Here is a 23,100-nt window from a genome sequence, read left to right as displayed (position 1 = left end):
TTTACGTCCGACCGTCGGTCGGTCGCGCATCTCAGATTCCGAACCGGATGAAAACCCGTCGGTCGTCGTCGACCTGAACCCGGGCGCGCACGTTGTAGACCTCTTCGATCAGTTCTTCGGTCAGCACCTCGGACGGAATTCCGGTTGCGACGACCCGGCCTTGTGACAGAACGATGACCTTGGTACAGAACATCGCCGCCAGGTTGAGGTCGTGCAGCGCGACGACGCTCGTGATGGGCAACCGGGACACCAGTGACAGCAATTCGAGTTGGTGTTGGATGTCGAGGTGATTGGTCGGCTCGTCGAGCAACAATTCCCGCGGTTCCTGCGCGAGTGCTCGGGCGATCTGTGCACGTTGCCGTTCACCACCGGACAGTTGATGCCACAGCCGGTGTGCTTTGTCGGTGAGGCCGGTGTGCGCCAGAGCGGCGTCGACGGCACGCTGGTCTGCCGTGGCGTTTCCGCCGAATGCGCCGCGGTGGGGGATTCGGCCGAGTCGGACGACGTCGGCGACGGTGAGATCGAAGTCGGTGTCGGCGTGTTGACTCACGACCGCAACCACTTTCGCGATGTCGCGACGACGCACCGCGTTCATGTCCGCGCCGTCGAGCGTGACCACACCCGAGGTCGGTTTCACCGCACCGTTCATCAGCTGCAGAAGCGATGACTTGCCGGATCCGTTCGGGCCGAGCAGGCCGACGGTATCGCCGGGCTCGGGCGTGAGGGAGACGCCGTCGACGACGAGTGCTGCGCCGCGCTGCCAGCGTACGTCGGTAGCTGCGAGTGTCACGTCGACCTTTTCCGTCGGGCGAGGATGGCGATGAACGCGGGAACACCCACGAGTGCGGTGCCGACTCCCACAGGCAGAGGCGTCGGGGCGAACGCGACGCGTGAGACGGCGTCGACCCACACCATGAACACGGCACCCATGACCGCGGTCACCGGAATCAGTCGCTGGTGACGGGGTCCGACGAGAACCCGTGCAGCATGCGGCAATACGAGGCCGACGAACCCGATGGCGCCTGCAACGCTGACAAGCGTCGCGGTGATCAGTGCCGTGACGACGAGGAGCGCCGTTCGTGCTGTGCGAACGTCGATTCCGAGCGACGACGCGACCTCGTTGCCGAAGCTGAACGCGTCGAGCACGAACGCGTAGTAGAAACAGATGCCGACGCCAACCGCGACGACTGCCGCGCACAGGACGACGTCGTTCCACCGGACGCCCTCGAGCGATCCGAGCAACCAGAACATGACGCCCCGAGTCTCGTCGGAGTCGGCGAAGGCGAAGATGACCAACGATGTCAGGGCCGAGAACAGTTGCGTGCTGGCCACACCCGCGAGAATGACGCGGTCGTGGTTTCCTCCGGACAGGTTCGCCAGCAAGAGAACGAGACCGAACGCCACCAGGGCGCCGATGAACGCACCGCCGGACAACCCCAGTGCTGCCCCGCCGACTCCGAGAACTCCGACGATCACCGCTCCGGTGGACGCGCCGGAACTGATGCCGAGCACGAACGGATCGGCCAACGGATTGCGCAAGAGGGACTGCATGATGACGCCGCAGATGCCGAGACCGCTGCCGCATGCCGCAGCAACCAGGCTTCGAGGCAGACGTTCTTCCCAGACGATGGCGTTCTTGGACACCTTGACCGGAATGTCGGTCAGTCCGAGATGATTGGTCACGATGTCGCGGACGTTGACCAACGACACGTTCGCCGGCCCGAGTGTCATCGCCACGGCAACGGACAGCAGCAGTAGCGCCAGCCCGCTTCCGATGACGACGGGGAGACCGACCTGTCGGCGCGCACCACGCGCGTCGACCGTGGTCTGCGTGCTCAGGACGGCGAACCGATCTCGCGAAGGCCCGCAACGACCTTCTCCACACCGTCGACCATTCTGATCGACGGGTTCATCTCGGCGCCGTGCAACGAGATGTAGCGCTTGTCCTGGACCGCACGCATCGTTCTGGTCACCGGATCGGATTCGAGAAACGCGATCTTGTCTGCAAGTACATCGCCGGGGAATCGCGCACGCAGCAGGTCACCGAGGACGAGCACGGATGGGTCGCGGTCCACCACGGTTTCCCAGCCGACCGCGGGCCAGTCGTCTTCGATGTCGGAAAAGACGTTGGTGGCGCCGACGGTGGTGGCGATGAGGTTCGCCGAGCCGCGGCCGCCGGCGATGTAGGGGCTCTTCGTGTCGGCGAACCAGAACGCCATGGTTTCGCCCGAATCGGTGATGTCCTGCGTCGCCGAATCCATGCGATTCTGCAGTTCGGTCACGAGTGCGGTGCCGCGGTCCTGAACGTCGAAGATCTCGGCGAGTTCGGAGATCTCCTGGTAGAGAGAGTCGATCGTCAGCGGGGTGGTTCTCTTGTTGCCGCCGTTGATGCTCACTCCGTTGTCACAGTCCGTCGGCGACAGGTAGGTCTGCGCCCCGGTCTCTGCGAAGCGACTGCGTTCGGCGACGCCACCTTCCTTGAAGTGGCGTCCGAACGACGCAGTGACGAAGTCGGGTTCGGCGTCGAGCACCACTTCGTAGGTGGGGGCGTTGTCTGCCAGTCTCGGGACCTTGGCGTTCGCGGCCGCGAGGTTCTCCCGTACGGGATCGGTCCACGACGCGGTGCCGACCATGCGGTCCTGCAATCCGAGCGAGAGCAGAATCTCGGTGGAGTTCTGATCGAGGGAAACCACCCGTTGCGGAGGCGCGTCCACCGTGACCGACTGCCCGCAGTTGTCGATGACGAGCGGATACGAGGTGTCGCCGTTTCCGGCCACGGCGTCGGTCCGAGAAACGGCCTCGGATTCGCCACATGCGGTGAGCAGGCCGGCGAGCAGGGCGACGGTCGACAGGACGCCGACGCGTCTGGAGAGTGCACTCACTGTAGGAAACTCTTTCGACGAGACCGATGCGTGAGTGGACGCGGCGTTGCTGCGCCATTCACTCGCGCAGAACGTACGTGGCGACGAACGCGGATAGGCTAACCTATCCCGCGCGGTGAAGTCACATCGATCCGCACCGGTAACGTCCCTGTCGGCAACATCGGTCGACGAGGGAGATGTGCGTGGCCGCGGGCCCTGACACTCGAGCACGAAAATGGGGCTGGTCGTTCATTGTCGAGATGAGGCGGGCCAGCCCTGCGATTCGTTTGCTCGTCCTGACCCAGTTGACGTTCAACGTCGGGTTCTTCATGGTGCTGCCGTACCTCTCGGTGCACTTGACCGGCGATCTCGGTCTCGGCGCAGCCGTGGTCGGCGTCGTGCTCGGAGTGCGGACGTTCTCGCAGCAGGGGCTCTTCTTCGTCGGGGGAACTCTGTCCGATCGATGGGGCGTCAAGCCCGTCGTCCTCGTCGGCTGTGTCGTGCGTGTGGCGGGGTTTCTCGGCTTGTCCGTGTCGGACTCTCTGGCCGGCGTGCTCGCCTCGACGGTTGCCGTCGGATTCGCGGCGGCTCTGTTCTCGCCCGCGGTCGAATCCGCGATAGCGACCGAGGCGGGCAAGAGTGATCGCGACGGCGGACCCAGCCGAGTGCAGACATTCGCGTTGCTGTCGGTGTGCAATCAGATCGGATCGTTCACCGGTCCCTTGGTGGGATCGCTCTTGTTGCTCGTCGATTTCAGGCTCGCGTGCGTGGTGGCGGCGTTGATTTTCGTCGGAGTGCTTGTGGCCCACCTGAAGTGGCTGCCCCGAGAGCCGGGCGAGCATCGGGGGGACTCCTGGCTCGCGGGGTGGAACGAAGTGGTGCACAACAGGGTGTTCGTGCTGTTCGCGCTCGCGATGAGCGCCCAGTTGATCGCCTACAACCAGCTGTACCTGTTGCTCCCTCTCGAAGTCGAACGTGCGTGGGGTTCGCAGTCGGTGCTGGGGTGGTTCTTCGCCCTGTCCGCAGTGTTCGTGGTGTCGTCGCAGATGTTCGTCACCCGGACGGTAAGCCGCAGGTCGCCGCGCGTGGTTCTGCCGATCGGATTCGTCGTGATGGCACTGTCGTTCGTGGTCGTCGCGCTCGCGACGCCGCTGCAGCTCGACGGTCTGGTGGGTCTGCTCCCGGCGGCCGTGTTCGTCCTCGTGCTCGCGCTCGGACAGATGGTCACGCTGCCGCAGGCGCGCGATCTCGTTCCCCGCCTCGCTTCCGAGAGGCGTTTGGGCTCGTACTACGGATTCATGGCGTCGCTGGGTGGCATCGGCGTGCTCGTCGGGTCGGTTGTCGTCGGTGCCGTCGTCGATGCGGTTCCGGCCACCGGGTGGGCGTCGGGGTCACCGTGGCTCGTGGCCGCCGCGTTCCCCGTCGTGAGCGCGCTGGGCATGCGGGCCCTACTGAAGAAGGTTCCGGCCCCGAAGTAAGGCATTTATCCCCGACGGGGTGGCTGTGTGTTCATTGCCCGCGTGAGTCACGCGGCAGCGCGAGCTGCAGTTCGAGCAGCAGCCGGTCCGCTCGGTCGGACAGGTCGATCCCCACGATCTGCTCCACACGACGCAGTCGATAGCGAAGTGTGTTGGGGTGCACCTGCACTCGCCGAGCAGCCGCGCGCACGTCACCGTGCTCGTACAGAAACGCCTCCACGCTCTGTCGTAACGACGAGCCCTTGTTCTCGTCGTACTCGAACAACGCCTGCACGCGCGGGTCGTGCAATTCGGGATGGCTGTGGAGCACCGTGAGGGACTCGCCGAGCAGTACCGCGGTCATCGATTCTGCCAATGTCGTGACGCGTGTGCTCGTCGTCGATGTCGCGGTGCCGTTCAGTACCCGGTCCACTTCGGACCGAGCTGCCGCGACCCCGCCGAGGTGCTCGATGTCGAGCGCAATTGCCGCATGGAGGACCGCGCGGTATCTGGTCTCGAAGTGCGCGACGAGCTGACGAGTCCACGCCGTCACGGCGGTGGGCGACGAATATCGGGGGAGTAGAACGTAAGCGCGCTCGTCGACGATGGTCGCTATCGAGTCTCGTCGAAACGCGCTCGCATGTAGTCGCAGAGCGCTTCCCATCGTCGCAAGATCCGCGACGGGCGCCGAGGAGCCCGGGACGAGGGCGAATCCGACCACCGCGCCAGGGCCGTCGACCGGTAGACCGAGAGCGCTCGCGATCGACGGCACGTCGACGCCGGTGCCTCGGGCACCGAACAACCGCTGAATCAGGAGGCCGTGGGTGGTCGACGCGTCGAGTGTTCTCGAGATGAGTGTCGCCGCGATCGCCGACGCTCCCCGCAGCACATCGGCTGCATCGTCGGCAAACGCAGTGTTGCCCTGCTGCAGCCAGATCGTCCCGAGGTTACGTGGCGGGAGGGTTCCGTCCAGCGACGGCTGTCGAATGCTCACCGCCAGACGGTGTTCGGTACCGAGTTCGTCGTGCGGAGGGATGTCGACGACGTCGTCGCTGTCGCGAAGGCGATCGAAAACTCCCCAGTCCCGCAGCGCGCGCAGATAGTCCTGCGGCCCCTCGCGTCCCAGAATCGACAGTGTACGAAGCTCGTCCGCGGTCTCGTCGGACGCGGAATAGGCCAGGACATGCGAGTGCACGTCCTCGATCGACACCATTCCCGCCGCGTTGTCGGCGGTGATGCGCGCCAGGTCGAACAGGTCTGTCTCCGCGGCGAGCAAATCGGGGTCGCCGACGCGGGTGCGCCGAAGAACCCGCTGTATCAACGGAAACAGTTGATTCCATCGCGCGTCAGGGTGAACGGCCACCAGGGCCACGCCGGCTCGACGGGCTGCAGCGGCCATCGACGACCGACGTGCAGCGTGTTTCGTCATCACGACTTTCGGCCGGGCCTCGGGTGCCGTCGAGCCGAGCGAGTGCAGCCACGTGACGGCGTCGTCCTCGTGGACGCCGACCAGGAGATAGACGTCCGACAACGGCGTGCGGGCGTTCCGGCCTGCGACGAGCTCGTCGCCGTCCACCAGTTCGGCCGTGGTGACGACGACGTCATCGCCGGTCGGCGCTTCCAACAGACCGACGACGGCCGAGTCCAGTGCGTCGAGAAGTGCACCCAATGTCACGACGTCCATGTGTTCGACTGTACGAATTCAGCCCGGAAACTTCGGCCGATCGGCTGAATTTCGCCGTCGCGAATCGATGTTGACTGCTATGAGGACGACCACCGCGGCGAGATGCCGCCCTGTTTCGAGGAGGACGCATCATGGACGCGATCACGAACACTCCGCGGCCGACCAACGAGCCCGTCGGGTCCTTCGAACCAGGGAGCCCGGAACGCACGCGACTGCAGGACGCGCTCGCCGAACTGTCGAGTGCGCGTACCGAGATCAGCCACGTCATCGGAGGGGAGCACCGGCGCAGTCCGGGCCCGACGATCGACGTGGTGCAACCGCATCGGCACGCCAGTGTTCTCGGCACCTTCACGCTGCCGACGGACACCGACGTTTCCGACGCAATCACTGCGGCGTGCGATGCCGCACCCACATGGCGTGCCCTGTCGTTCGACGATCGCGCGGCCGTCTTTCTGCGTGCAGCGGACCTACTGGCCGGACCGTGGCGTGAAAAGATCGCTGCGGCAACGATGTTGGGACAATCCAAGACTGCGTATCAGGCGGAGATCGATGCGCCGTGCGAACTCGTGGATTTCTGGCGTTTCAACGTGCATTTCGCCCGGCAGATCCTCGAGGATCAACCGGTCTCGTCTCCGGGTGTATGGAACAAGGTCGAGTACCGCCCTCTCGAAGGATTCGTGTACGCGATCACGCCGTTCAACTTCACCGCCATCGCAGGGAACCTCCCGACCGCGCCGGCGCTCATGGGAAACACCGTCCTGTGGAAGCCGTCGGGAACCCAGTCTCTCGCCGCCTACTGGACGATGAGGCTGCTCGAAGCGGCGGGTCTGCCGCCTGGTGTCATCAATCTGGTCAACGGGCACGGACCCGAGGTCTCGAACGTCGCGTTGTCCGATCCCCGTCTCGCCGGGATCCACTTCACGGGATCGACAGCGACTTTCAAGTCACTGTGGCAGCAGGTCGGACACAACATCGGCAGCTACGACTCCTACCCTCGGTTGGTCGGTGAAACAGGTGGAAAAGATTTCGTGCTCGCGCACAGCAGTGCCGACCCCGACGTGCTCACCACCGCATTGATCCGCGGCGCGTTCGACTACCAGGGCCAGAAGTGTTCGGCAGCATCGCGTGCGTTCGTTCCGGCGTCGGTCTGGTCGGTGATGGGCACCGACCTGATCGACAAGGTGCAGTCGCTGTCCTACGGCGACGTCACGGACTTCCGCAATTTCGGTGGCGCCGTCATCGACAAACGCGCATTCGATCGCAACGCGGCCGCCTTGCAGCGCGCCAAGGCGACCCCCAGTCTGACGATTGCAGCGGGTGGTGGCGCCGACGACCGTGTCGGCTATTTCGTCGAGCCGACGGTTCTGCTCGGAGACGACCCCACCGACGACGCGTTCCGTACCGAGTACTTCGGGCCGATCCTGTCCATCCACGTCTACGACGACTCCAGGCCACGCGCGTTCGACGACATCATCGACGTCGTGGACACGGGCTCGGCGTACGCACTCACCGGTTCCGTCATCGCCGACGACCGGGCTGCAGTGGCGAAAGCTGCCGAGGGACTTCGGTTCGCGGCGGGCAACTTCTACGTCAACGACAAGCCGACGGGAGCAGTCGTCGGCCAACAGCCGTTCGGAGGCGCGAGGGCGTCGGGAACCAACGACAAGGCAGGGTCTCCGCTGAACCTGTTGCGGTGGGCGTCCGCGCGGACGATCAAGGAAACGTTCGTTCCCCCGACCGACCACTCGTATCCGCATCAGCGAGAGGAGCTGTGATGCCGTTCTCCACTCTCGTCCGGCCGGTGCTGCTGGCGGCGGCTCGGTCTTCACGCATCGAACGCACCGTCACGCGAGTACCGGTGACCAAGAAGGTCGTCGACAGATTCGTCGCAGGCGACAACGAGAACGATGCAGTGCGAGCGGCGGCCGCAATTCTGTCGTCGGGGCGTGACATCACCGTCGATTTCCTCGGCGAGGACACCGGAGAACCCGCGCAAGCGACGGCGACCGTCGAGCACTATCTGACCTTGCTGTCCGCTCTGGCGCAGCTACCGCTACCGAGGACCGGCGTCTCGACTCGTTCGGTGGAAGTGTCGGTGAAGCTGACGGCGCTCGGGCTGTGTCTGCCCGAGGACGGCCCTCGGATCGCGCTCGAGAATGCTCGAAAAATTTGTTCGGCAGCAACAGAAGTGGGCGCGCGGGTCACCATCGACGCCGAGGATCACAGCACAGCCGATTCGAGGCTCGACATCGTGCGCGCATTGCGCGAGAACTTCCCGACGGTCGGAACGGTGCTGCAGGCGTACCTGAAGCGAACCGAACAGGATTGCCGCGATCTGGCCGGACCGGGATCACGAATTCGCCTGTGCAAGGGGGCGTACGACGAACCGGCGTCGGTGGCCTATCGGGGAGCGCAGTCGGTGGACGAGAACTACCTCGTGTGCTTGCGAATCCTGATGTCGGGCAGGGGTTACCCGATGGTGGCTACACACGATCCCGTGATGATCTCCGCTGCCCAGCGACTCGCCGTCGGCGAGAATCGCTCGTCGAACGACTTCGAGTTCCAGATGCTCTACGGAATCCGCGACGCCGAACAGACCCGGCTCGCCGAGGAGGGGCATCGAGTTCGGGTCTATGTGCCGTACGGGACCGAGTGGTACGGGTACTTCATGCGTCGACTTGCCGAGCGGCCGGCCAATCTTGCCTTCTTTTCGCGGTCTTTGATCTCGAACAGGTGACAACGACCGCCGTCGATGGCGGAAGATGGACCGGGGGTGGCGTCGTAGTCGGGGGAGGGGCGATGAGGGGGAACGGAAGTCGACGGTGGTCGGCGCGTGCGGCGATACTGTTCGCTGTCGCGGCGTCCGTCGTTCCGGTGGTGTTCGCCGGCGTGCTCGGGACCGTTGCGCTCGTACTCGTGGGTGTAGGTGGAGTCGTCGTCACGGTCGCCGCTTTGTACTGGTTTCTCACTCGGCGCGGGTTGTTCCGCTGGCTGGGGCTCGGAATCGCGATCGGTGCGCCGATCGTCATGCTCGCGTTGTTCGTACGATCCCGTCTGTTCTGGGTCGTGTTGCTGTCCTATGCGCTCGCGGCGCTGGCCGTCGCGTGTGCCCGCCGCGCTCTGCGGCAACGACGTGCCGAGGCGAGCATGGCCGAGCACGACGTGCCCCCGCCACAACGGCCGTTCGTCGTCATGAATCCGTATTCGGGTGGCGGAAAGGTCGAGAAGTTCGATCTGAAACGCAAAGCCGAAGAGCTGGGCGCGGACGTCGTCCTGTTGGAGGGGCCGGGCACTGTCGACGTCACCGCGTTGTCCGAACGAGCGGTCGAGCAGGGGGCAGACCTGCTCGGGGTTGCAGGTGGCGATGGGACGCAGGCGCTCGTTGCCGCCGTCGCGGCCGAACATCACGTGCCGTTCCTGGTCATCAGTGCAGGAACTCGCAACCACTTCGCCATGGACCTCGGACTCGACCGTGCGGATCCGTCACGATCACTGGATGCTCTGCGCGACGGGGTCGAACTGCACGTCGACCTCGGGTTCATCAACGGTCGGCCGTTCGTGAACAATGCGTCGTTCGGCGTGTACGCCGAGATAGTCCGCAGTCCTGCCTATCGCGACGACAAGACTGCCACGGTGTTGAAGATGCTTCCGGATCTGCTGACCGGAAACGAGGGGCACCGGTTGGTCGCGCGAATCGGTGACACGACGGTCGAGGGCCCGCAGGCAGTTCTGGTGAGCAACAATCCGTACGGCAGTACCGATTTGGCGGGCCTGAGTCGCCGAGACCGTCTCGACCGGGGCGTCCTCGGCGCGGTCACCGTGTCCGTGGCCAACACGAGACAAGCCGTCGGCTTGTTGCGTCGCACCAACATTCACGGGCTCACGCAGAACACTGCCGTCGAGGTCACCGTCGCCGCCGACGCCACTCGGATCCCGGTAGGAGTCGACGGTGAATCTCTCGAGCTGGCGACACCCGTGCGGTGCATCGTCGAACCGGGCGTGCTTCGCGTGCGGGTCCCCAGGTCGAGACCAGGCGTACGACCCGCAACTCCGCTATTCGATTGGGTTGGATTGTGGCGCTTGGCGTTTCGTCCGAATGCCTTGTCCGATCAGGCGCGATCCTGAAAGGCGGCCACCGCCGACTCGACGGTGGGGAAGAAGTGCGTTGCGTCGAATCTGTCGCCGACACCGAATCGGATCAGACGATCCTTGATCGGACCCTTCATCTCGGCGAACGCCAGACGAATCCCGTTCCCCTCCAAGTAGGTGTCCAGGTCGACCAGCTCGTCGACTGCGGTCGTATCGAGTCCGGTGATCGGTTCGGCAGCGACGACGACCCATTCGACCGGAGTGGGTGCGTCGGCGACGACGGACCGTACGTATTCGTCGAAAATCTCGCCGTTGGCGAAGAACAACGGTGCATCGAACCGCACCAGCACCAGCCCTGGAATGCGATGCCCTGCCGGATGGCGCTCGACGTCGTGGAACCCCGCGCGATCGGGCAGGCTGATCAATTCGGTGCGATACGGCTGCCACGCCCGAGCGACGACCGCGACGAACGACAGGCCGATGGCAACGAGAATTCCCTGCAGTACGCCGACGAGGGCCACCCCGAGGAATGCTGCGATCGCGAGACCGAATTCGACCGTGCTCATGCGCCACAGTCGAACCAACCCCTTCACGTCGACGAGCGCGGTCGCCGCCACGATCACGACGGCCGCGAGAGCTGCGTCGGGGAGATAACTCGTCACCCCGGGAGCCACGAGTACGAACACCAGGACCGCGACGGCGCCGACGACGCACGCAAGTTGCGTCCGGGCGCCGCTCTGTTCGGCAACCGGTGTTCGAGATCCACTCGCCGAGATGGGGAATCCGCCGAACAGTCCGCCGGCGACGTTCGCGACTCCGACGGCCTTCATCTCGGTGCTGCCGTCGACATCGTCGCCACGCCGAGCAGCGAAGGTGCGGGAGAGAACGCCTGTGTCGGCGAACGCAATCAGGGCGATACCGGCTGCGGGTCCGACGAGTCGCCCCACATCGCCCCAGTCGACTCCGCCGAACGACGGCAGCGGTAGTCCTGCCGGCAATGCACCGACCATTCCGATTTCGTCGGTGAGTCCCAACGCAGCGGACGCGACGACAGCGCCGACGACTGCGACGAGCACACCCGGCACCCGGGGTGCCCCGAGCCGCAGTCCGATGATGACAACCAGCGATGCCACGCCTACTGCGGCGGCAATCGGATCGATCTCGCCCCGTGCGACCGACGTCGCTATCCCTCCGATTTCGCCGACGAGGCCTGTTGCGTCCACCGAAAATCCCAACAGCTTGGGGAGCTGGCCGACCACGACGATGAGCGCGATTGCGTTCAGGTAGCCGAGTCGGATGGGTTTGGACAGGAGCTGGGTCACGAACCCGAGCCGGAGAAAACCTCCGATGAGCAACACCAGTCCGACGAGGACGCCGAGGATGCCCGCGAGGGCGAGTGCGCTTTCCGGGTCGTCCGCGACGGCCAACGGCGCGACCGCGGCGGCGATCAACGGTGCCAGTGACGAATCCGGGCCCAGGACAAGTATTTTCGACGGTCCGACCAGCGCGTAGGCGAGGAGCGGAACGATGGTCGCGTAGAGGCCGGCGTACGCCGGCAAACCGGCCGCCTCCGCGTACCCCATCCCCGCCGGAATGAGCAGGGCGGTGAGGACGAGCCCGGCGGTGATGTCAGGGCGCAGCCACTCCCGACGATAGTCGCGCGCGGTCGCGATACCGGGTAGCCGGCTGAGGATCGGTTGTCCGGGCACGACGGTCACGACTTTCGAACGCGCCGCGGATCGACGGCCGCAGTGATGGGTGCGGCACCGTCCGGCCCGAGTTCGTCGACTTCATCCACTGCCCACACCCCCACTTCCGGCTGTGGGCCGAAGCCTGCCGTCGAGCTGAACGCGGCCCCGCCGACCCCCGTCCCGGTGGTGTCATTGTCCGCCGATCGAGCAGGTTTCGTCGTACAACGGCGAGTTTTGCACCGTCGTCGAGCGAAGACAGTCGAGTGCTATTTACCGCCGCCCATGAGCTCGGAAGCTACGGCGCATTCCGGTGGACCAACGCGGCAACCTACGTGACTTTTGTCCCTGACCCGGTCGTGTCGAGTCGATAAGACTCGATCGTGGGGCGGTACGAGGGGCAGGTGGCAGCCGAATCATGAACCTGGATCGCATGGTGCGGTGGTGGCGACTGGCGCCGTGGAGCAGCAATTCGTTGATGCGACGTGGGGATCGAATGACCTCTCTCGCAACGGTGATCGCAGTAGGTTTCGTGTTGTTGCTGGTACCTGTCGCCGCCGTGTTCGGATCGTCGACCTATTCGAGGCTGGGCGCGGAATCTTCGCTGGACAGCGCGCATGTACACCCGGCCCAGGCAACGGTCGTGGACGTTCCTGCACCGGTGACTGCGCCTACGGAATTCGCGGTCGTCATGCAGAGCTACGCTGAGGCGAGATGGAGGGTCGCCGACGTCGAACATTCGGGACGCGTGCAAGTACCGATCGATGCTGTACAGGGACAGACGATTCCGATCTGGGTCGACGACGAGGGTAGCTGGACTCGGCCTCCCAGGAAGGGCATCGAGAATGCAGCGTTGGGAGTATGTGCTGCACTGGGAATCTGGGCAGCGGGGAGCGTTGTCGCGGCGTGCGGCGTAGGGGTGGTGCGAGTGACTGCCGCGAGCGCCAATTCGAAGAGGTGGACTCGCGAATTGCGGCGCCTCGAACGCTTGACTGGGTGAAGGGTGGATTGCTGGTCCCTGGTCGGCGGCTCCTGTCTCACGGTATGAACGTGACATGAAGATCCCGAACGTGACATGCGAGAGCGCGCTGTGATCGACCGCGTCGAGTTGGCGGCATTTCTTCGTCGTCGACGAGAGTCGCTACAACCCGAGGACGTCGGCATGTCGCGCGGCAGACGACGACGTGCAGTCGGTCTGAGGCGTGAAGAGGTGGCAGAGCTCTGCCACATGTCGACCGACTACTACGCGAGGTTGGAGCGTGGAACGGGTCCGCATCCTTCGGTCGAGATGATCGCGTCGATCTGTCAAGGACTGCACCTGTCGGTGGCGGAACGTGACCACGTGTTTCGGCTCGCCGGCCACAACCCACCTGTACGGGGAACCGAGAGCGATCATGTCGGTCCTGGTGTGCTGCGGATTCTGGATCGCCTGCAGGACACCCCGGCGGAGGTGGTGTCCGAACTGGGGGAGACGCTTCGACAGACGCCGCTCAGTGCGGCGTTGACCGGTGATGCGTCGTTACGCGTCGGACCCGCGCGCAGTCTCGGCTATCGATGGTTCGCCGATCCCAGCACGCGGGAGATGTATCACCCGGACGAGCGGGACTTCCTGTCGCGCCTGTACGTCTCCGGTTTGCGTGAAATCGTCACCCTTCGCGGCCCGGGGTCTCGCGCTGCGCAATACGTCGACCTCCTGCACGATCGAAGCGAGGAATTTCGAGTGTTGTGGGCAGCGCACGAGGTGGGATTGCGTCCGAGGCACGTCAAACGGTTCGTCCATCCGATCGTGGGTGAACTCGAGTTGCAGTGTCAGACCCTGCTCGATCCCGACCAGTTCCACCGACTTCTCGTGTACACCGCGGTACCCGGTAGCGAGAGCTACGAGAAACTACAGCTGCTGGCTGTCGTCGGCACGCAGACAATTCCTTAACGGTGGATCGACAGTCACTGGTTATCGACGGGACGGACCGCGAACATCGAAGGTGTAACGGAAACCGAACGAGCGGGAGCGACTCATGGCACACCACATCGATATTCGAGATTCGACCGGCAAACTGGCGATCGTGACCGGCGCGAGCGACGGGATCGGGCGAGTTGTCGCAACGCAACTCGCCGCCGCAGGCGCCGAAGTGCTGATGCCGGTTCGCAATTCCGCGAAGGGCGCGGCCACGATCGAACAAATCCGTGCCGCCGTGCCGGGGGCGAAGGTGTCGACGCGGCCTCTCGACCTCGCGTCGTTGAATTCTGTTGCGGCACTGGTGGACAGCATCCGAGCCGACGGGCGTGCGATCGACATCCTCGTCAACAACGCAGGTGTCATGCAGCCGCCGAACCGGCAAGTCACCGAGGACGGGTTCGAGTTGCAGTTCGGGACGAATCATCTGGGCCACTTCGCGCTGACGCTCGGCCTGCTGGACTTGTTGCGCGAGGGTGGTGCACGAGTGACGCATCAGACGAGCATCGCGGCGCGATCGGGCTCGATCAACTGGGACGATCCGAACTGGGAGAAGCATTACGACGTCTCGAAAGCGTACGCTCAGTCCAAGCTTGCGGTCGCGCTGTTCGCGAGAGAACTCGACTCACGAAGCAAGGCCGCTGGGTGGGGAATCTCCAGCAACATCGCCCATCCCGGTGTGTCTCCCACGAATCTGCTTGCCGCGCAACCAGGTATGGGCAGAGACAAGAACGTGGTCGGCAGACGCGTCATCAGTGCACTCACCCGCGTGGGTGTTACCGGCACCGTCGAGAGTGCTGCCCGTCCAGCTGTCGTGGCGGCAGTGGGCACTACGTCGGAAGGAGACCAGTTCTTCGGTCCGACTCGCGTGATCGGTGGGCCGCCCGCACTCCGAACGCTGTGGAAGCCGATGCAGAACATGGAGCACGCCAGGCAGTTGTGGGACCTGTCCGAACGGCTTCTCGACGGACGGGTGTCACCGCGATAGGTCGCGGTGCCGGCCGGGCGCAGCCTGCGTCGTCCCGAGGCACCGATAGAGCCGTCGGCGAGGACTTTCGGCACTGACGGCGTCGCCCGCGTCGAGGAAATCTTAAGGGCCATCATTCGCTTCGACCGGGAGGGTGACTCGGATGGATGAATCGACGAACGATGCGATGCCGATCTACGTCGGCATCGACGGGTCCGTTCCGGCTCTGGAAGCCGCACGGTGGGCGGGGGAGTACGCCGCTCGGATTCGACGCTCGGTGGTCTTGGTGCATTCGCTTCCCGATGTGACCTGGTACCTGGGGACGGGGGTCCTTGCGGGTGAGCAGGAGATTCTCGGCGAGCTGCGCGAGGTGGGACGGCAGGCGCTCGACGCTGCAGAACGCGCCGTACGGGAGGTAAACCCGAGCATCGACCTGAGGGCGGTGCAGACGCGCAAATCCGTCACCGACTACTTCGAATCGGTATCGGACGATGCGCACGTCATCGTGGTCGGCTCCCGTCGGTCGTCTGCGCTGACCGATCTCGTCCTCGGGGGCGAGGTGATTCGCGTGTGCAACTCGGTCGAGTGCCCCGTGCTGGTGTGGCGCGCACACTCGGCTGACGACGCCGATGCTGACATGCCGGTCGTCGTCGGAGTCGACGGTACGGAGTCGTCGAATCACGCGTTGCTTGCCGCGTTCGAGTTCGCCGACACCGTGAAGGCCCCGGTCATCGCGACACATGCGTGGCAGATCGCAGAGTCCGTCGGAGTGGGATACACGGCGGGTCTCATCGACTGGGACCGGTTGCGCAGCGATCAGCGGCAATGGCTGCGCGACACGGTCAACCCCATCGCCGATTCGTTCGCGGATGTCGCGGTCACGTGCGCCAGTGTCGAAGGGCAAGCCGCACATCACCTTCGAACACTGTCCGCCTCTGCTCAGCTCGTCGTCGTCGGGAGCCGGGGCCGGGGGAAGATGGCAGGAGCGTTACTCGGTTCGGTGAGCCAGAACATGATTCATTACGCCCAGTGTCCCGTTCTGGTCGTGCACTGATTGCGACGCCCACGCCGCTCCGATGCCGGCATCCCGCGTCCTGAGCCGACTCGACCCGTGAACGTCGTCGGTCACGCGCATTCCCCGGGCGATGGTCTGGGCAACGAGACGGGTACTGCCGTACATGGATTCGTAGACCACAAGGGTGTTCATCGGTTCCTTCTGGCGAAGACGTCCATCGAGTGGCGTGTGTTCGCGTTCTCGCACATTCGACGATCGAGGATCGGCGGAGTGCACGCGAGAGTCGGAGGTCCTGCGGATGTGCACTGCATTCGACACTCTGTGCTGTTGCGTCCGAGTGTCGGCCAGTCTACTCTCCGTGTAGACGAACTAGTAACCCTACAACCACCTTTTCGGGTGCAGAAAAGAGAAGAACCATGACGATCACGACAGAAGCGACGTCCAGATCGACCCACGACGTGGGATTGCGTCGGCTCTATCTCGCGCGTTTCGCTTTCGCGATGCTGTGGGCGGCGTCGCTGATACCGGCCGGGGGCTCGTCGGGGCCGGCGCTGACGCTTCTGCTCGTCGTCTACCCGCTGGTCGACGCGGCCGCGGTTCTGTGGCAGGTGAGGAACCGCCACAACGGACAGGGGGCGCGTATCGCGCAGTGGATCAATGTCTTGGTGAGCGTTGTCGTCGCGGTCGCGCTCGGGTGGGCGTCGACCGTATCCATCGCAACGGTCCTGGTCGTATGGGGAATTTGGGCTGTCGGATCAGGCCTTCCGCAACTCATCACTGCGGTGCGAAACCGGCATCGCGGGGGTCAGGTGCCTCAGATGCTCAGCGGCGGCATTTCTATACTGGCCGGGGGCGGCTTTCTGGCACAGGGCGTGCGGGGTGCCGCCGAGGTTGGGGGAGTCGCAGGGTACGCGGTGCTGGGAGGGGTGTTCTTCGTGGTGTCGGGCGTCCGACTGTCCCTTCTTCAGCGACGTTCGGCCGCGTGAATCGGGATCGGGTTCCGAGCCGCGACGAAACTAGTGCGCGAGCTCGGAGCGGGTTTGCGAGAAGTGACTCCGTGGAAGCCGAACGACAGTCCATTCGATGTCGTCGTGGGAGAAGACCATGCACGGAACGTTCACCTTCATCGGCAATGCAACGTGCTTGATCTCGGTCGGCGACATCACGTTGCTGACCGACCCGAACTTTCTCCATGCGGGGGAGTACGCGTACCTGGGCCACGGATTGGTGTCCAAACGTCTGCGAGAACCGGCGTTGTCGATCGACCAACTGCCTCCCATCGACGCCGTCGTTCTGTCGCACCTGCACGGAGACCACTGGGATCGACGCGCCCAGAAACAGCTGGATCGCGAGACCCCCATCATCACCACGGGGCACGCGGCGTCGAAACTGGGCCGTCGCGGATTCGTCGACGCACGCCCGGTGAAGACATGGGAGTCCGAGACCATCGAACGACGCGGCACCCGCGCAACCGTGACGTCGATGCCGGGTCGTCACGGCCCGCGCTGGGCAGTCGCCGGCCACCTCGTGCCGCCCGTCATGGGAAGCATGATCGAGTTCTCGCGCATCGATCCGGGACTCGAATCGCAGAATGTCGAGTTGCGAATCTACATTTCGGGCGACACGCTCGTGGTCGACGACCTCTTGGAGATTCCCCGACGGTATCCGTCGATCGATACCGGCGTGTTTCACCTCGGCGGCACGACGCTACCGTTCGGGCAGTCGCCTCGACGCGGCTTGATGGTCACGATGGATGCGCAGCAGGGAGTTCGCGCGATCCGGATGATCGATCCGGATCGCGCGATTCCCATTCACTTCGACGACTACGGGGTGTTCTCATCGCCGCTCGATGACTTTCTTCGTGAGGCCGACGCCGACGGAATCGGGGACAAGGTTCTGTACGTGGAGAGGGGGCGGACCGTCGCCATCGGTAAGGATCGGTCATGACGTCGCGGACTTACCGCCCGACCGAGCCGTCGCGAGACGCCGCACGCCGTACAGAACAGCTCCGATCGCAAGCAGCACCAACGCACGCAGCCAGGTCTCCGCCGACTGCTGCGTGGCCAGGACGATGCACGTCACGACAGCCAGAACGGGGAACACCGTCGGAACTCGGAAATGGTCCCCGTCCGCATCGTCGCGGCGAAGAACGAGCACGGCCACGTTCGTGCTCACGAACACGACCAGCAGAAGCAGGACGACAGTCTCGGCGAGAGCCGCGACCGATCCCGTCGCACACAGGATCATGGCGACGGCAGTGGTCGCGACGATGGCCGCCCACGGAGTGCGCCGACCCGGCAGTACTTTGCTCAACGCCGACGGAAGAAGTCCGTCGCGTGCCATGCCGAACGTCAATCGTGACGCCATGATCATGGTCAGCAGGGCGCCGTTCGCGACCGCGATCAGCGCGACCAGGCTGAACAGCCACGGCGGGAATCCCGCGTCTGCCTTGTTCACGACCTCGAGCAGGGGCCCGCTCGACCCGGCAAGGGTGTCTGCATCGATGACGGTCGACACCGCCAGACCGACCAGGATGTAGACCGCTCCGGCCGCTACGAGCGCGCCCAACAACGCGCGCGGATACACGCGGCGAACATCCGTCACTTCTTCTGCCACGTTCGCCGAGGTTTCGAAACCGACGAAGGAGTAGAAGGCGAGAAGTGCGGCTCCCAGGACAGCGAATGCGGGGGTGGCTCCGTCGGCGAACTCGAGAACGCGTGACGGTGAACCTTCGCCGCGCCCGAGGACGAGCCAGGCAAGCGCGATGATCGTCACGAGCCCGGACACCTCGACGACCGTCATCACCAGATTGGCTCGCATGGACTCGGTGATACCGCGCGCGTTCAACATCGCGACCGCCGCCAGGAAGATCAAAGCAGCTGCCACACTTGGTATCTCGACAAAAACCTGTAGGTAGTCGCCCGCGAAGGCGAGCGCAAGACCGGCAGCGCTGGTCACACCCGCAGCAAGCATCGAGAATCCCACCATGAACGACACGAACGGCCGTCGGTAAGCCCTCTTTGCGAACACGGCTGCTCCACCGGCTCGGGGGTACTTGGTGACCAACTCCGCGTAGGACGCCGCCGTCAGCATCGCCATCAGTAGTGCGACCAAGAGGGGCAGCCAGATGGCCCCGCCGACCTCACCCGCGATTTCGCCCACCAGCGCGTAGATTCCGGCGCCCAGGACGTCGCCGAGAATGAACACGAACAGCATCTTCCCGGTGATCGCACGCTTCAACGGTGTCGAGGTGTTCGGAGGTGAGGTTGTTCCAGGCTCGTTCGTGACCATGCGCGTGTGTGCCCGTTCCGTGCACGCACGAAACGGAAACCGGGTGGGGGGAGGCGAGTGGTATCCCAGCACGGTGGTCGGGGGCGACGCTGTAAACCGACTACTCCTCCGGCGGATCGCGTGCTACGCGTCGCCGCCCCTCGTTTTCGTGACGACCGCAGGTCCAGTCGCCGAAAAGTCCGGAGAGAGAACTGAATTCGCGACACCGCACACGAGGTCTTGTGCCGTCCGTCGGTGACTTTGGACTCTGTGCCCCCGCTGCGCGCGCTGCGAATGTTCATTGACGAAACAGTGGAACCGCAACGAGTGGAGTTCTCGCGTGTACGAAAGATGGGGTGCCCTCGTTGTCGTGGGGCTGGCCGGGGCGGGGATTGCGTCTGTCGTGATGGGATTCTCGGTGTGGTTCGTTGCGTTGTTCTGTCTGCTGGCCCTCGTCGGGGCCGTGGACATGTTGTCGACGATGTCGGGCGGCCTGGAGACAGGGCGGGTCGTCGACCCTGTGCCGTCGCAGAACATGTCGGACGGGCGGAGACGTCAGCGGGCCCGTCGGAGTCGAACGCAGCGATACACGACCCCGACGGCGAGAACCGCGACGCCGACGCCGATCGCCGGCGCGGGCAAGGTCGCCATGAGCGCGACGCATCCCACGGCCCCCACTGCTTGAACAGGTCGGGGATACCGACGATCGTCCGGCGCCTGCGTCCATGCGCTGACGTTGGCGATCAGGTAGTACAGCAGAACCCCGAACGACGAGAACCCGATCGCGCCGCGAAGGTCGACGGTGAGAACCAGAACTGCGACCACCACGGCGAGGGTGATCTCGGCGCGGTGGGGTACCGCGAAGCGCGGATGCACCGCTGACAGACAGCGCGGTAGGTCGCGGTTGCGAGCCATTGCCAGCGATGTGCGCCCGATTCCCGCGATGAGCGCCAGCAGGGCACCCAGCGCTGCCAGCGAGGCGCCGACGCGCACGATCGGGGCTGCCCACGCCTGGCCCGCCGTGGTCACGACATCGACGAGCGGTGCGGTAGACGCAGCGAGCTGGTCGGGTCCCAGCACCGCGAGGACCGTTACCGCGACGACGGCGTAGATGCACAGAGCGATCGCCAGAGCCGTGATGATGGCGCGAGGGATGGTTCGGCGTGGGTCCGCGACTTCTTCGCCCATCGTGGCGATGCGCGCGTAGCCGGCGAATGCGAAGAACAGCAGTCCCGCCGATTGAAGGATTCCGTACCAGCCGTGGTCGATACTCGCCGAGGCGTCGGGCAGACGCGTCGGTGCCGACAGCCCGACGAGCGTGGTTCCCACCAGAACGATCAGGACGAGTGTCACGAGCACCTTGGTCAGCGCCGCGGTTCTCGTCACGCCGACGTAGTTGACGGAGGCGAGCACCACCACCGCCGCCACGGCAGCGAGTTTCGTGTACTCGTCGGGTACTGCGTAGTGGGCGAACGTCAACGCCATCGCTGCGCAACTCGCAGTCTTGCCGATCACGAAACTCCACCCGGCGAGGAACCCCGGCCAGTGCCCGAGCCGTTCTCGCCCGTACACATACGTGCCACCCGACGTCGGATACTGGGCAGCCAACTGCGCCGACGACAGGGCGTTGCACACGGCGACGATCGCGGCGACAGCAAGACCGACGAGCAGACCGACGCCCGCGGCTGCCGACGCCGGGGCGAACGCCGCGAACACACCCGCGCCCATCATCGATCCGACGCCGATCACGATCGCGTCGGACAGCCCCAATCGCCGCGCGAGCGCCCCACCAGATGTCACGTGTCCTCCAGACTGTGTACGCGTCGTCATCTTCCTCTGCCGTCACATCACCGCTCGGCGAGGGTGAGGGATGGCGCCCCGGCATACTGGAGTAGACAGTAAGTATGTCCGACGATGCCGCCGCTAAGTCCCACGAGATAGCCACTCCCGCTCGGTTCCGGTTTCCACGTCGGCTCCGACAAGTGGATCCCGCGCGCCGAGGAATCGTGTTGGCGTGGTTGGCATTCACCGTGACGTTCGGCGGCGCGAGGTTGGTGACGTGGCTGATCCAAATCGACACCAGCAACGTCGGTGACGTGTCCGCCGGCGGCGTACACCTTCACCATTACCTGTGGGGGATACTGATTCTGGTGGGAGTGGCCGTGTTCGGGCTCGTCGACCGCTCACCCAGAAGTCGGTCCTGGATGGGAGCGGCACTGGGAATCGGTCTCGGTCTGATCGTGGACGAAGCAGCGCTGTTGATCACTCTGGAGGACGTGTACTGGCACACCGAGGGGTGGTCCTCGATTGCCTTGGCGATCAGTCTGATCGGCGTCGTCGGTACAGGTCTCGTGCTGACTCGCAGCGGCGCGAAAAGAGACTTCAGTCGGTGAGGGTCACGTCGACGTCGTCGAGTTTCTTCAGGAACGGGCAGATCGATTTCGCTTGAGCCAGAACGTTGTCGGGGTTCGCGAAGTTCGGCAGCGACACAGCGAGAGAGTATGTGGCGTCGTAGCCGACGCCGTCCGTGTCGGACAGGCTGACCGAACCTTCGACGGACACGTCGTCGATGGTTTCGCCGGCCGTGCCTGCAGCGATGCGGACGGACTCGAGCAGACACGACGCCAAAGCTGCGGCCATCAGTTGTTCGGGGTTGGTGGATCCACCGGTTCCACCGAGTTCCGAGGGTTCGTGCACGTCCAACGTCAGAGCGCCGTCGCTTGCTTCGACGGATCCGGGTGTCGCGGTCACCTGTGCGGTGTAGAGGATTGAGGGCATGGCGTCCGCATGCCCGAGCCGGACCGTCGCGAAACGTGGGGGTCACGGCCTGTCGACACGACGACCAAGCCGAAGTTGTGCACCGGCATTCTTCTGATCGGTTACACAACTTCGATCTCGTCGGACGAAGTGGCGGTGCTACTGCACTGGCGTCTTCTCGAACGCGCTGAACGGAGTCGGGTCGTCGACGTGCAGCTTGCCGTCGGCGATGTGACCGGCAAAGGCCCATAAGTTGGCTTGACGCGGCGCAGTGAGGACCGGACCGTCCTGGATCGTGAAATCGATGTCGTGCAGTACGTCGGTCTGGAAGTCCGTCAGATTCTGGGTGTGCTCGCGGAAGGTATCGCGGTCGACGGTGTCGAGTTTGCGTGCTTCCTGTGCGAACGTCCAGACGGCCAGCCAGTCGGTGCTGACGCTGCCGTCGTGCGGAGTCTTGACCTTGCCTTCCGGGTCGTACTTCGCGAGCTGGTCCTCGTACTCCTTCCACGTGGCGAACTGCGCCGCATCCTCACCCTTTTCGAGCGCGACGGAGTTCGGGATTCCGGAGTCGGAGACGACCTTGATGGTTGCGTCTTCCATGACGTTGTTGCTGAGCACCAACGGAATTCGCAGGTTCTGGTCGACGGCAGCTTGGACCAGTGCGGTCAGCTTTTCCGGCGTGTAGATCATGCCGCCCCACACGTCCGGGTTCGCCGCCTTGATCTTGGCGATGACGGGCGCGTAATCGGTCGTGTCGGGCGCGATCTCGATGATCTCGACATCGTCGACGCCGGCATTTCGGTACCCGAGCTTCGCATTCTCGATGTACGGAGTATTGCCTGCGTACGCGACGTAGACGGCCTTCTTCGGCTTGAACCTGGCGCCGCCCAGGTACGTTCCCTGAGCCGCGCCGGCGCAGTTGAGTGCAGCGATCATCGACAGCTCGTTCGAGACGTCGGCAGCGGCGCAGCCCATCGGGAACCAGTTGACGACGCCTGCCTGTTTGCCGATCTCGGCGAGACCGTCGCCGCTGTTGCCGCCGATGAACGCGACGACGTCGTCCCCGTTCACGAGCTTGCGTGCGCCCGCGATGACGTTGGCCGGCTGACCTTTCGTGTCGTAGACGATGACGTTCAGCTTCTTGCCGTTGATGCCGCCCTGGTCGTTGACGGCCTTCTCGGCGATCTCGGCAACCAATGCTGGATCCTGGAACGCGGACGGCGACGACGACAGCGGCGCGATGAAGCCGACGTTGATCGTGTCGGAGTCGCTGTCGCCACCCCCGGAGCATCCGGCGGCCAGGAGCGACAGTGCGGACAAGCCGATCAGACCCGCACGGAACTTACGTGTAGACATGG

General features: G+C 64.6%; 20 protein-coding genes. 11 read left to right on the top strand and 9 right to left on the bottom strand.

The window, feature by feature from the left end; genetic code table 11:
* Positions 1–31 precede the first annotated feature (31 nt).
* From HQ354_RS04030 to HQ354_RS04020, 3 genes are all read right to left on the bottom strand, one after another.
* Positions 32–790, bottom strand: a complete 759-nt coding sequence (locus tag HQ354_RS04030; RefSeq protein WP_222634206.1) for an ABC transporter ATP-binding protein — start codon at positions 788–790, stop codon at positions 32–34.
* Positions 787–1,752, bottom strand: coding sequence for an iron ABC transporter permease (locus tag HQ354_RS04025; protein ID WP_222634241.1), 966 nt, complete (start codon positions 1,750–1,752; stop codon positions 787–789). The genes HQ354_RS04030 and HQ354_RS04025 overlap by 4 nt, the downstream gene beginning before the upstream one ends.
* Before the next feature lie 83 nt (positions 1,753–1,835).
* Entirely contained in the window at positions 1,836–2,882 is a 1,047-nt protein-coding gene (locus HQ354_RS04020) for an ABC transporter substrate-binding protein (RefSeq protein WP_222634205.1), read from the bottom strand.
* 239 nt (positions 2,883–3,121) lie between these two features.
* Between HQ354_RS04020 and HQ354_RS04015 the strand changes: the two genes are divergently transcribed.
* A complete protein-coding gene (locus HQ354_RS04015; RefSeq protein ID WP_261768426.1) occupies positions 3,122–4,339 on the top strand; it encodes an MFS transporter in 1,218 nt (405 codons plus the stop codon).
* A 31-nt stretch (positions 4,340–4,370) separates the two neighbouring features.
* On the opposite strand, the gene HQ354_RS04010 is transcribed toward HQ354_RS04015, so the two are convergent.
* The gene (locus tag HQ354_RS04010; RefSeq protein WP_222634203.1) at positions 4,371–6,002 is read right to left on the bottom strand and encodes a CdaR family transcriptional regulator; all 1,632 of its coding nucleotides are present in this window, start codon (positions 6,000–6,002) and stop codon (positions 4,371–4,373) included.
* 131 nt (positions 6,003–6,133) lie between these two features.
* Here HQ354_RS04010 and pruA point away from each other — a divergent pair, with 131 nt between their 5' ends.
* The 3 genes from pruA (at position 6,134) to HQ354_RS03995 (ending at position 10,127) form a co-directional block, all read left to right on the top strand.
* On the top strand, positions 6,134–7,777 hold the full coding sequence (pruA, locus tag HQ354_RS04005; protein WP_167679072.1) for an L-glutamate gamma-semialdehyde dehydrogenase: 1,644 nt from the start codon (positions 6,134–6,136) through the stop codon (positions 7,775–7,777).
* Positions 7,777–8,739 (top strand): proline dehydrogenase family protein, encoded by a 963-nt coding sequence (locus tag HQ354_RS04000; RefSeq protein ID WP_167679070.1) that lies wholly within the window; start codon positions 7,777–7,779, stop codon positions 8,737–8,739. The genes pruA and HQ354_RS04000 overlap by 1 nt, the downstream gene beginning before the upstream one ends.
* A gap of 62 nt (positions 8,740–8,801) precedes the next feature.
* Positions 8,802–10,127 carry a diacylglycerol kinase family protein gene (locus HQ354_RS03995; RefSeq protein ID WP_222634202.1) on the top strand — a complete coding sequence of 442 codons (1,326 nt, stop codon included), beginning with the start codon at positions 8,802–8,804 and terminating at the stop codon, positions 10,125–10,127.
* Here the strand turns inward: HQ354_RS03995 and HQ354_RS03990 are convergent.
* Complete coding sequence (locus HQ354_RS03990) at positions 10,112–11,800, bottom strand: SulP family inorganic anion transporter (protein ID WP_068431510.1); 1,689 nt, start codon at positions 11,798–11,800, stop codon at positions 10,112–10,114. The two genes, HQ354_RS03995 and HQ354_RS03990, sit on opposite strands and share 16 nt — an antisense overlap.
* Positions 11,801–12,197: 397 nt before the next feature.
* Here HQ354_RS03990 and HQ354_RS03985 point away from each other — a divergent pair, with 397 nt between their 5' ends.
* From HQ354_RS03985 to HQ354_RS03960, 6 genes are all read left to right on the top strand, one after another.
* Positions 12,198–12,779, top strand: a complete 582-nt coding sequence (locus tag HQ354_RS03985) for a hypothetical protein (RefSeq protein ID WP_068431380.1) — start codon at positions 12,198–12,200, stop codon at positions 12,777–12,779.
* Between the two features lie 75 nt (positions 12,780–12,854).
* Positions 12,855–13,709 (top strand): helix-turn-helix transcriptional regulator, encoded by an 855-nt coding sequence (locus HQ354_RS03980; protein WP_206030666.1) that lies wholly within the window; start codon positions 12,855–12,857, stop codon positions 13,707–13,709.
* A gap of 85 nt (positions 13,710–13,794) precedes the next feature.
* Positions 13,795–14,721: an SDR family oxidoreductase gene (locus HQ354_RS03975; RefSeq protein ID WP_068431376.1), complete on the top strand. Its 927-nt coding sequence runs from the start codon at positions 13,795–13,797 to the stop codon at positions 14,719–14,721.
* Between the two features lie 142 nt (positions 14,722–14,863).
* Positions 14,864–15,754 (top strand): universal stress protein, encoded by an 891-nt coding sequence (locus HQ354_RS03970; protein WP_068431374.1) that lies wholly within the window; start codon positions 14,864–14,866, stop codon positions 15,752–15,754.
* Positions 15,755–16,131: 377 nt separating this feature from the next.
* Positions 16,132–16,701: a hypothetical protein gene (locus HQ354_RS03965; RefSeq protein WP_222634201.1), complete on the top strand. Its 570-nt coding sequence runs from the start codon at positions 16,132–16,134 to the stop codon at positions 16,699–16,701.
* A gap of 97 nt (positions 16,702–16,798) precedes the next feature.
* Positions 16,799–17,662, top strand: a complete 864-nt coding sequence (locus HQ354_RS03960; RefSeq protein ID WP_261768431.1) for an MBL fold metallo-hydrolase — start codon at positions 16,799–16,801, stop codon at positions 17,660–17,662.
* Here HQ354_RS03960 and HQ354_RS03955 read toward each other — a convergent pair.
* Both HQ354_RS03955 and HQ354_RS03950 read right to left on the bottom strand, forming a co-directional pair.
* A complete protein-coding gene (locus tag HQ354_RS03955; protein WP_222634200.1) occupies positions 17,657–19,006 on the bottom strand; it encodes an APC family permease in 1,350 nt (449 codons plus the stop codon). The two genes, HQ354_RS03960 and HQ354_RS03955, sit on opposite strands and share 6 nt — an antisense overlap.
* Before the next feature lie 534 nt (positions 19,007–19,540).
* Entirely contained in the window at positions 19,541–20,785 is a 1,245-nt protein-coding gene (locus tag HQ354_RS03950; protein ID WP_222634199.1) for an APC family permease, read from the bottom strand.
* A 104-nt stretch (positions 20,786–20,889) separates the two neighbouring features.
* On the opposite strand from HQ354_RS03950, the gene HQ354_RS03945 reads away from it, so the two are divergent.
* The gene (locus HQ354_RS03945; protein ID WP_222634198.1) at positions 20,890–21,378 is read left to right on the top strand and encodes a hypothetical protein; all 489 of its coding nucleotides are present in this window, start codon (positions 20,890–20,892) and stop codon (positions 21,376–21,378) included.
* Here the strand turns inward: HQ354_RS03945 and HQ354_RS03940 are convergent.
* Together HQ354_RS03940 and HQ354_RS03935 are read right to left on the bottom strand one after the other, a co-directional pair.
* Positions 21,368–21,763 (bottom strand): OsmC family protein, encoded by a 396-nt coding sequence (locus HQ354_RS03940; protein ID WP_222634197.1) that lies wholly within the window; start codon positions 21,761–21,763, stop codon positions 21,368–21,370. The two genes, HQ354_RS03945 and HQ354_RS03940, sit on opposite strands and share 11 nt — an antisense overlap.
* A gap of 138 nt (positions 21,764–21,901) precedes the next feature.
* The gene (locus tag HQ354_RS03935) at positions 21,902–23,098 is read right to left on the bottom strand and encodes an ABC transporter substrate-binding protein (protein ID WP_222634196.1); all 1,197 of its coding nucleotides are present in this window, start codon (positions 23,096–23,098) and stop codon (positions 21,902–21,904) included.
* Between the last annotated feature and the right edge of the window lie 2 nt (positions 23,099–23,100).

It is taken from the genome of Rhodococcus sp. BP-261, from assembly GCF_019835205.1.
Lineage (GTDB): Bacteria > Actinomycetota > Actinomycetes > Mycobacteriales > Mycobacteriaceae > Rhodococcoides > Rhodococcoides kyotonensis_B.
Note: the sequence above shows the minus strand (reverse complement) of the source record. Positions and strands in the feature narration are given on the sequence as shown.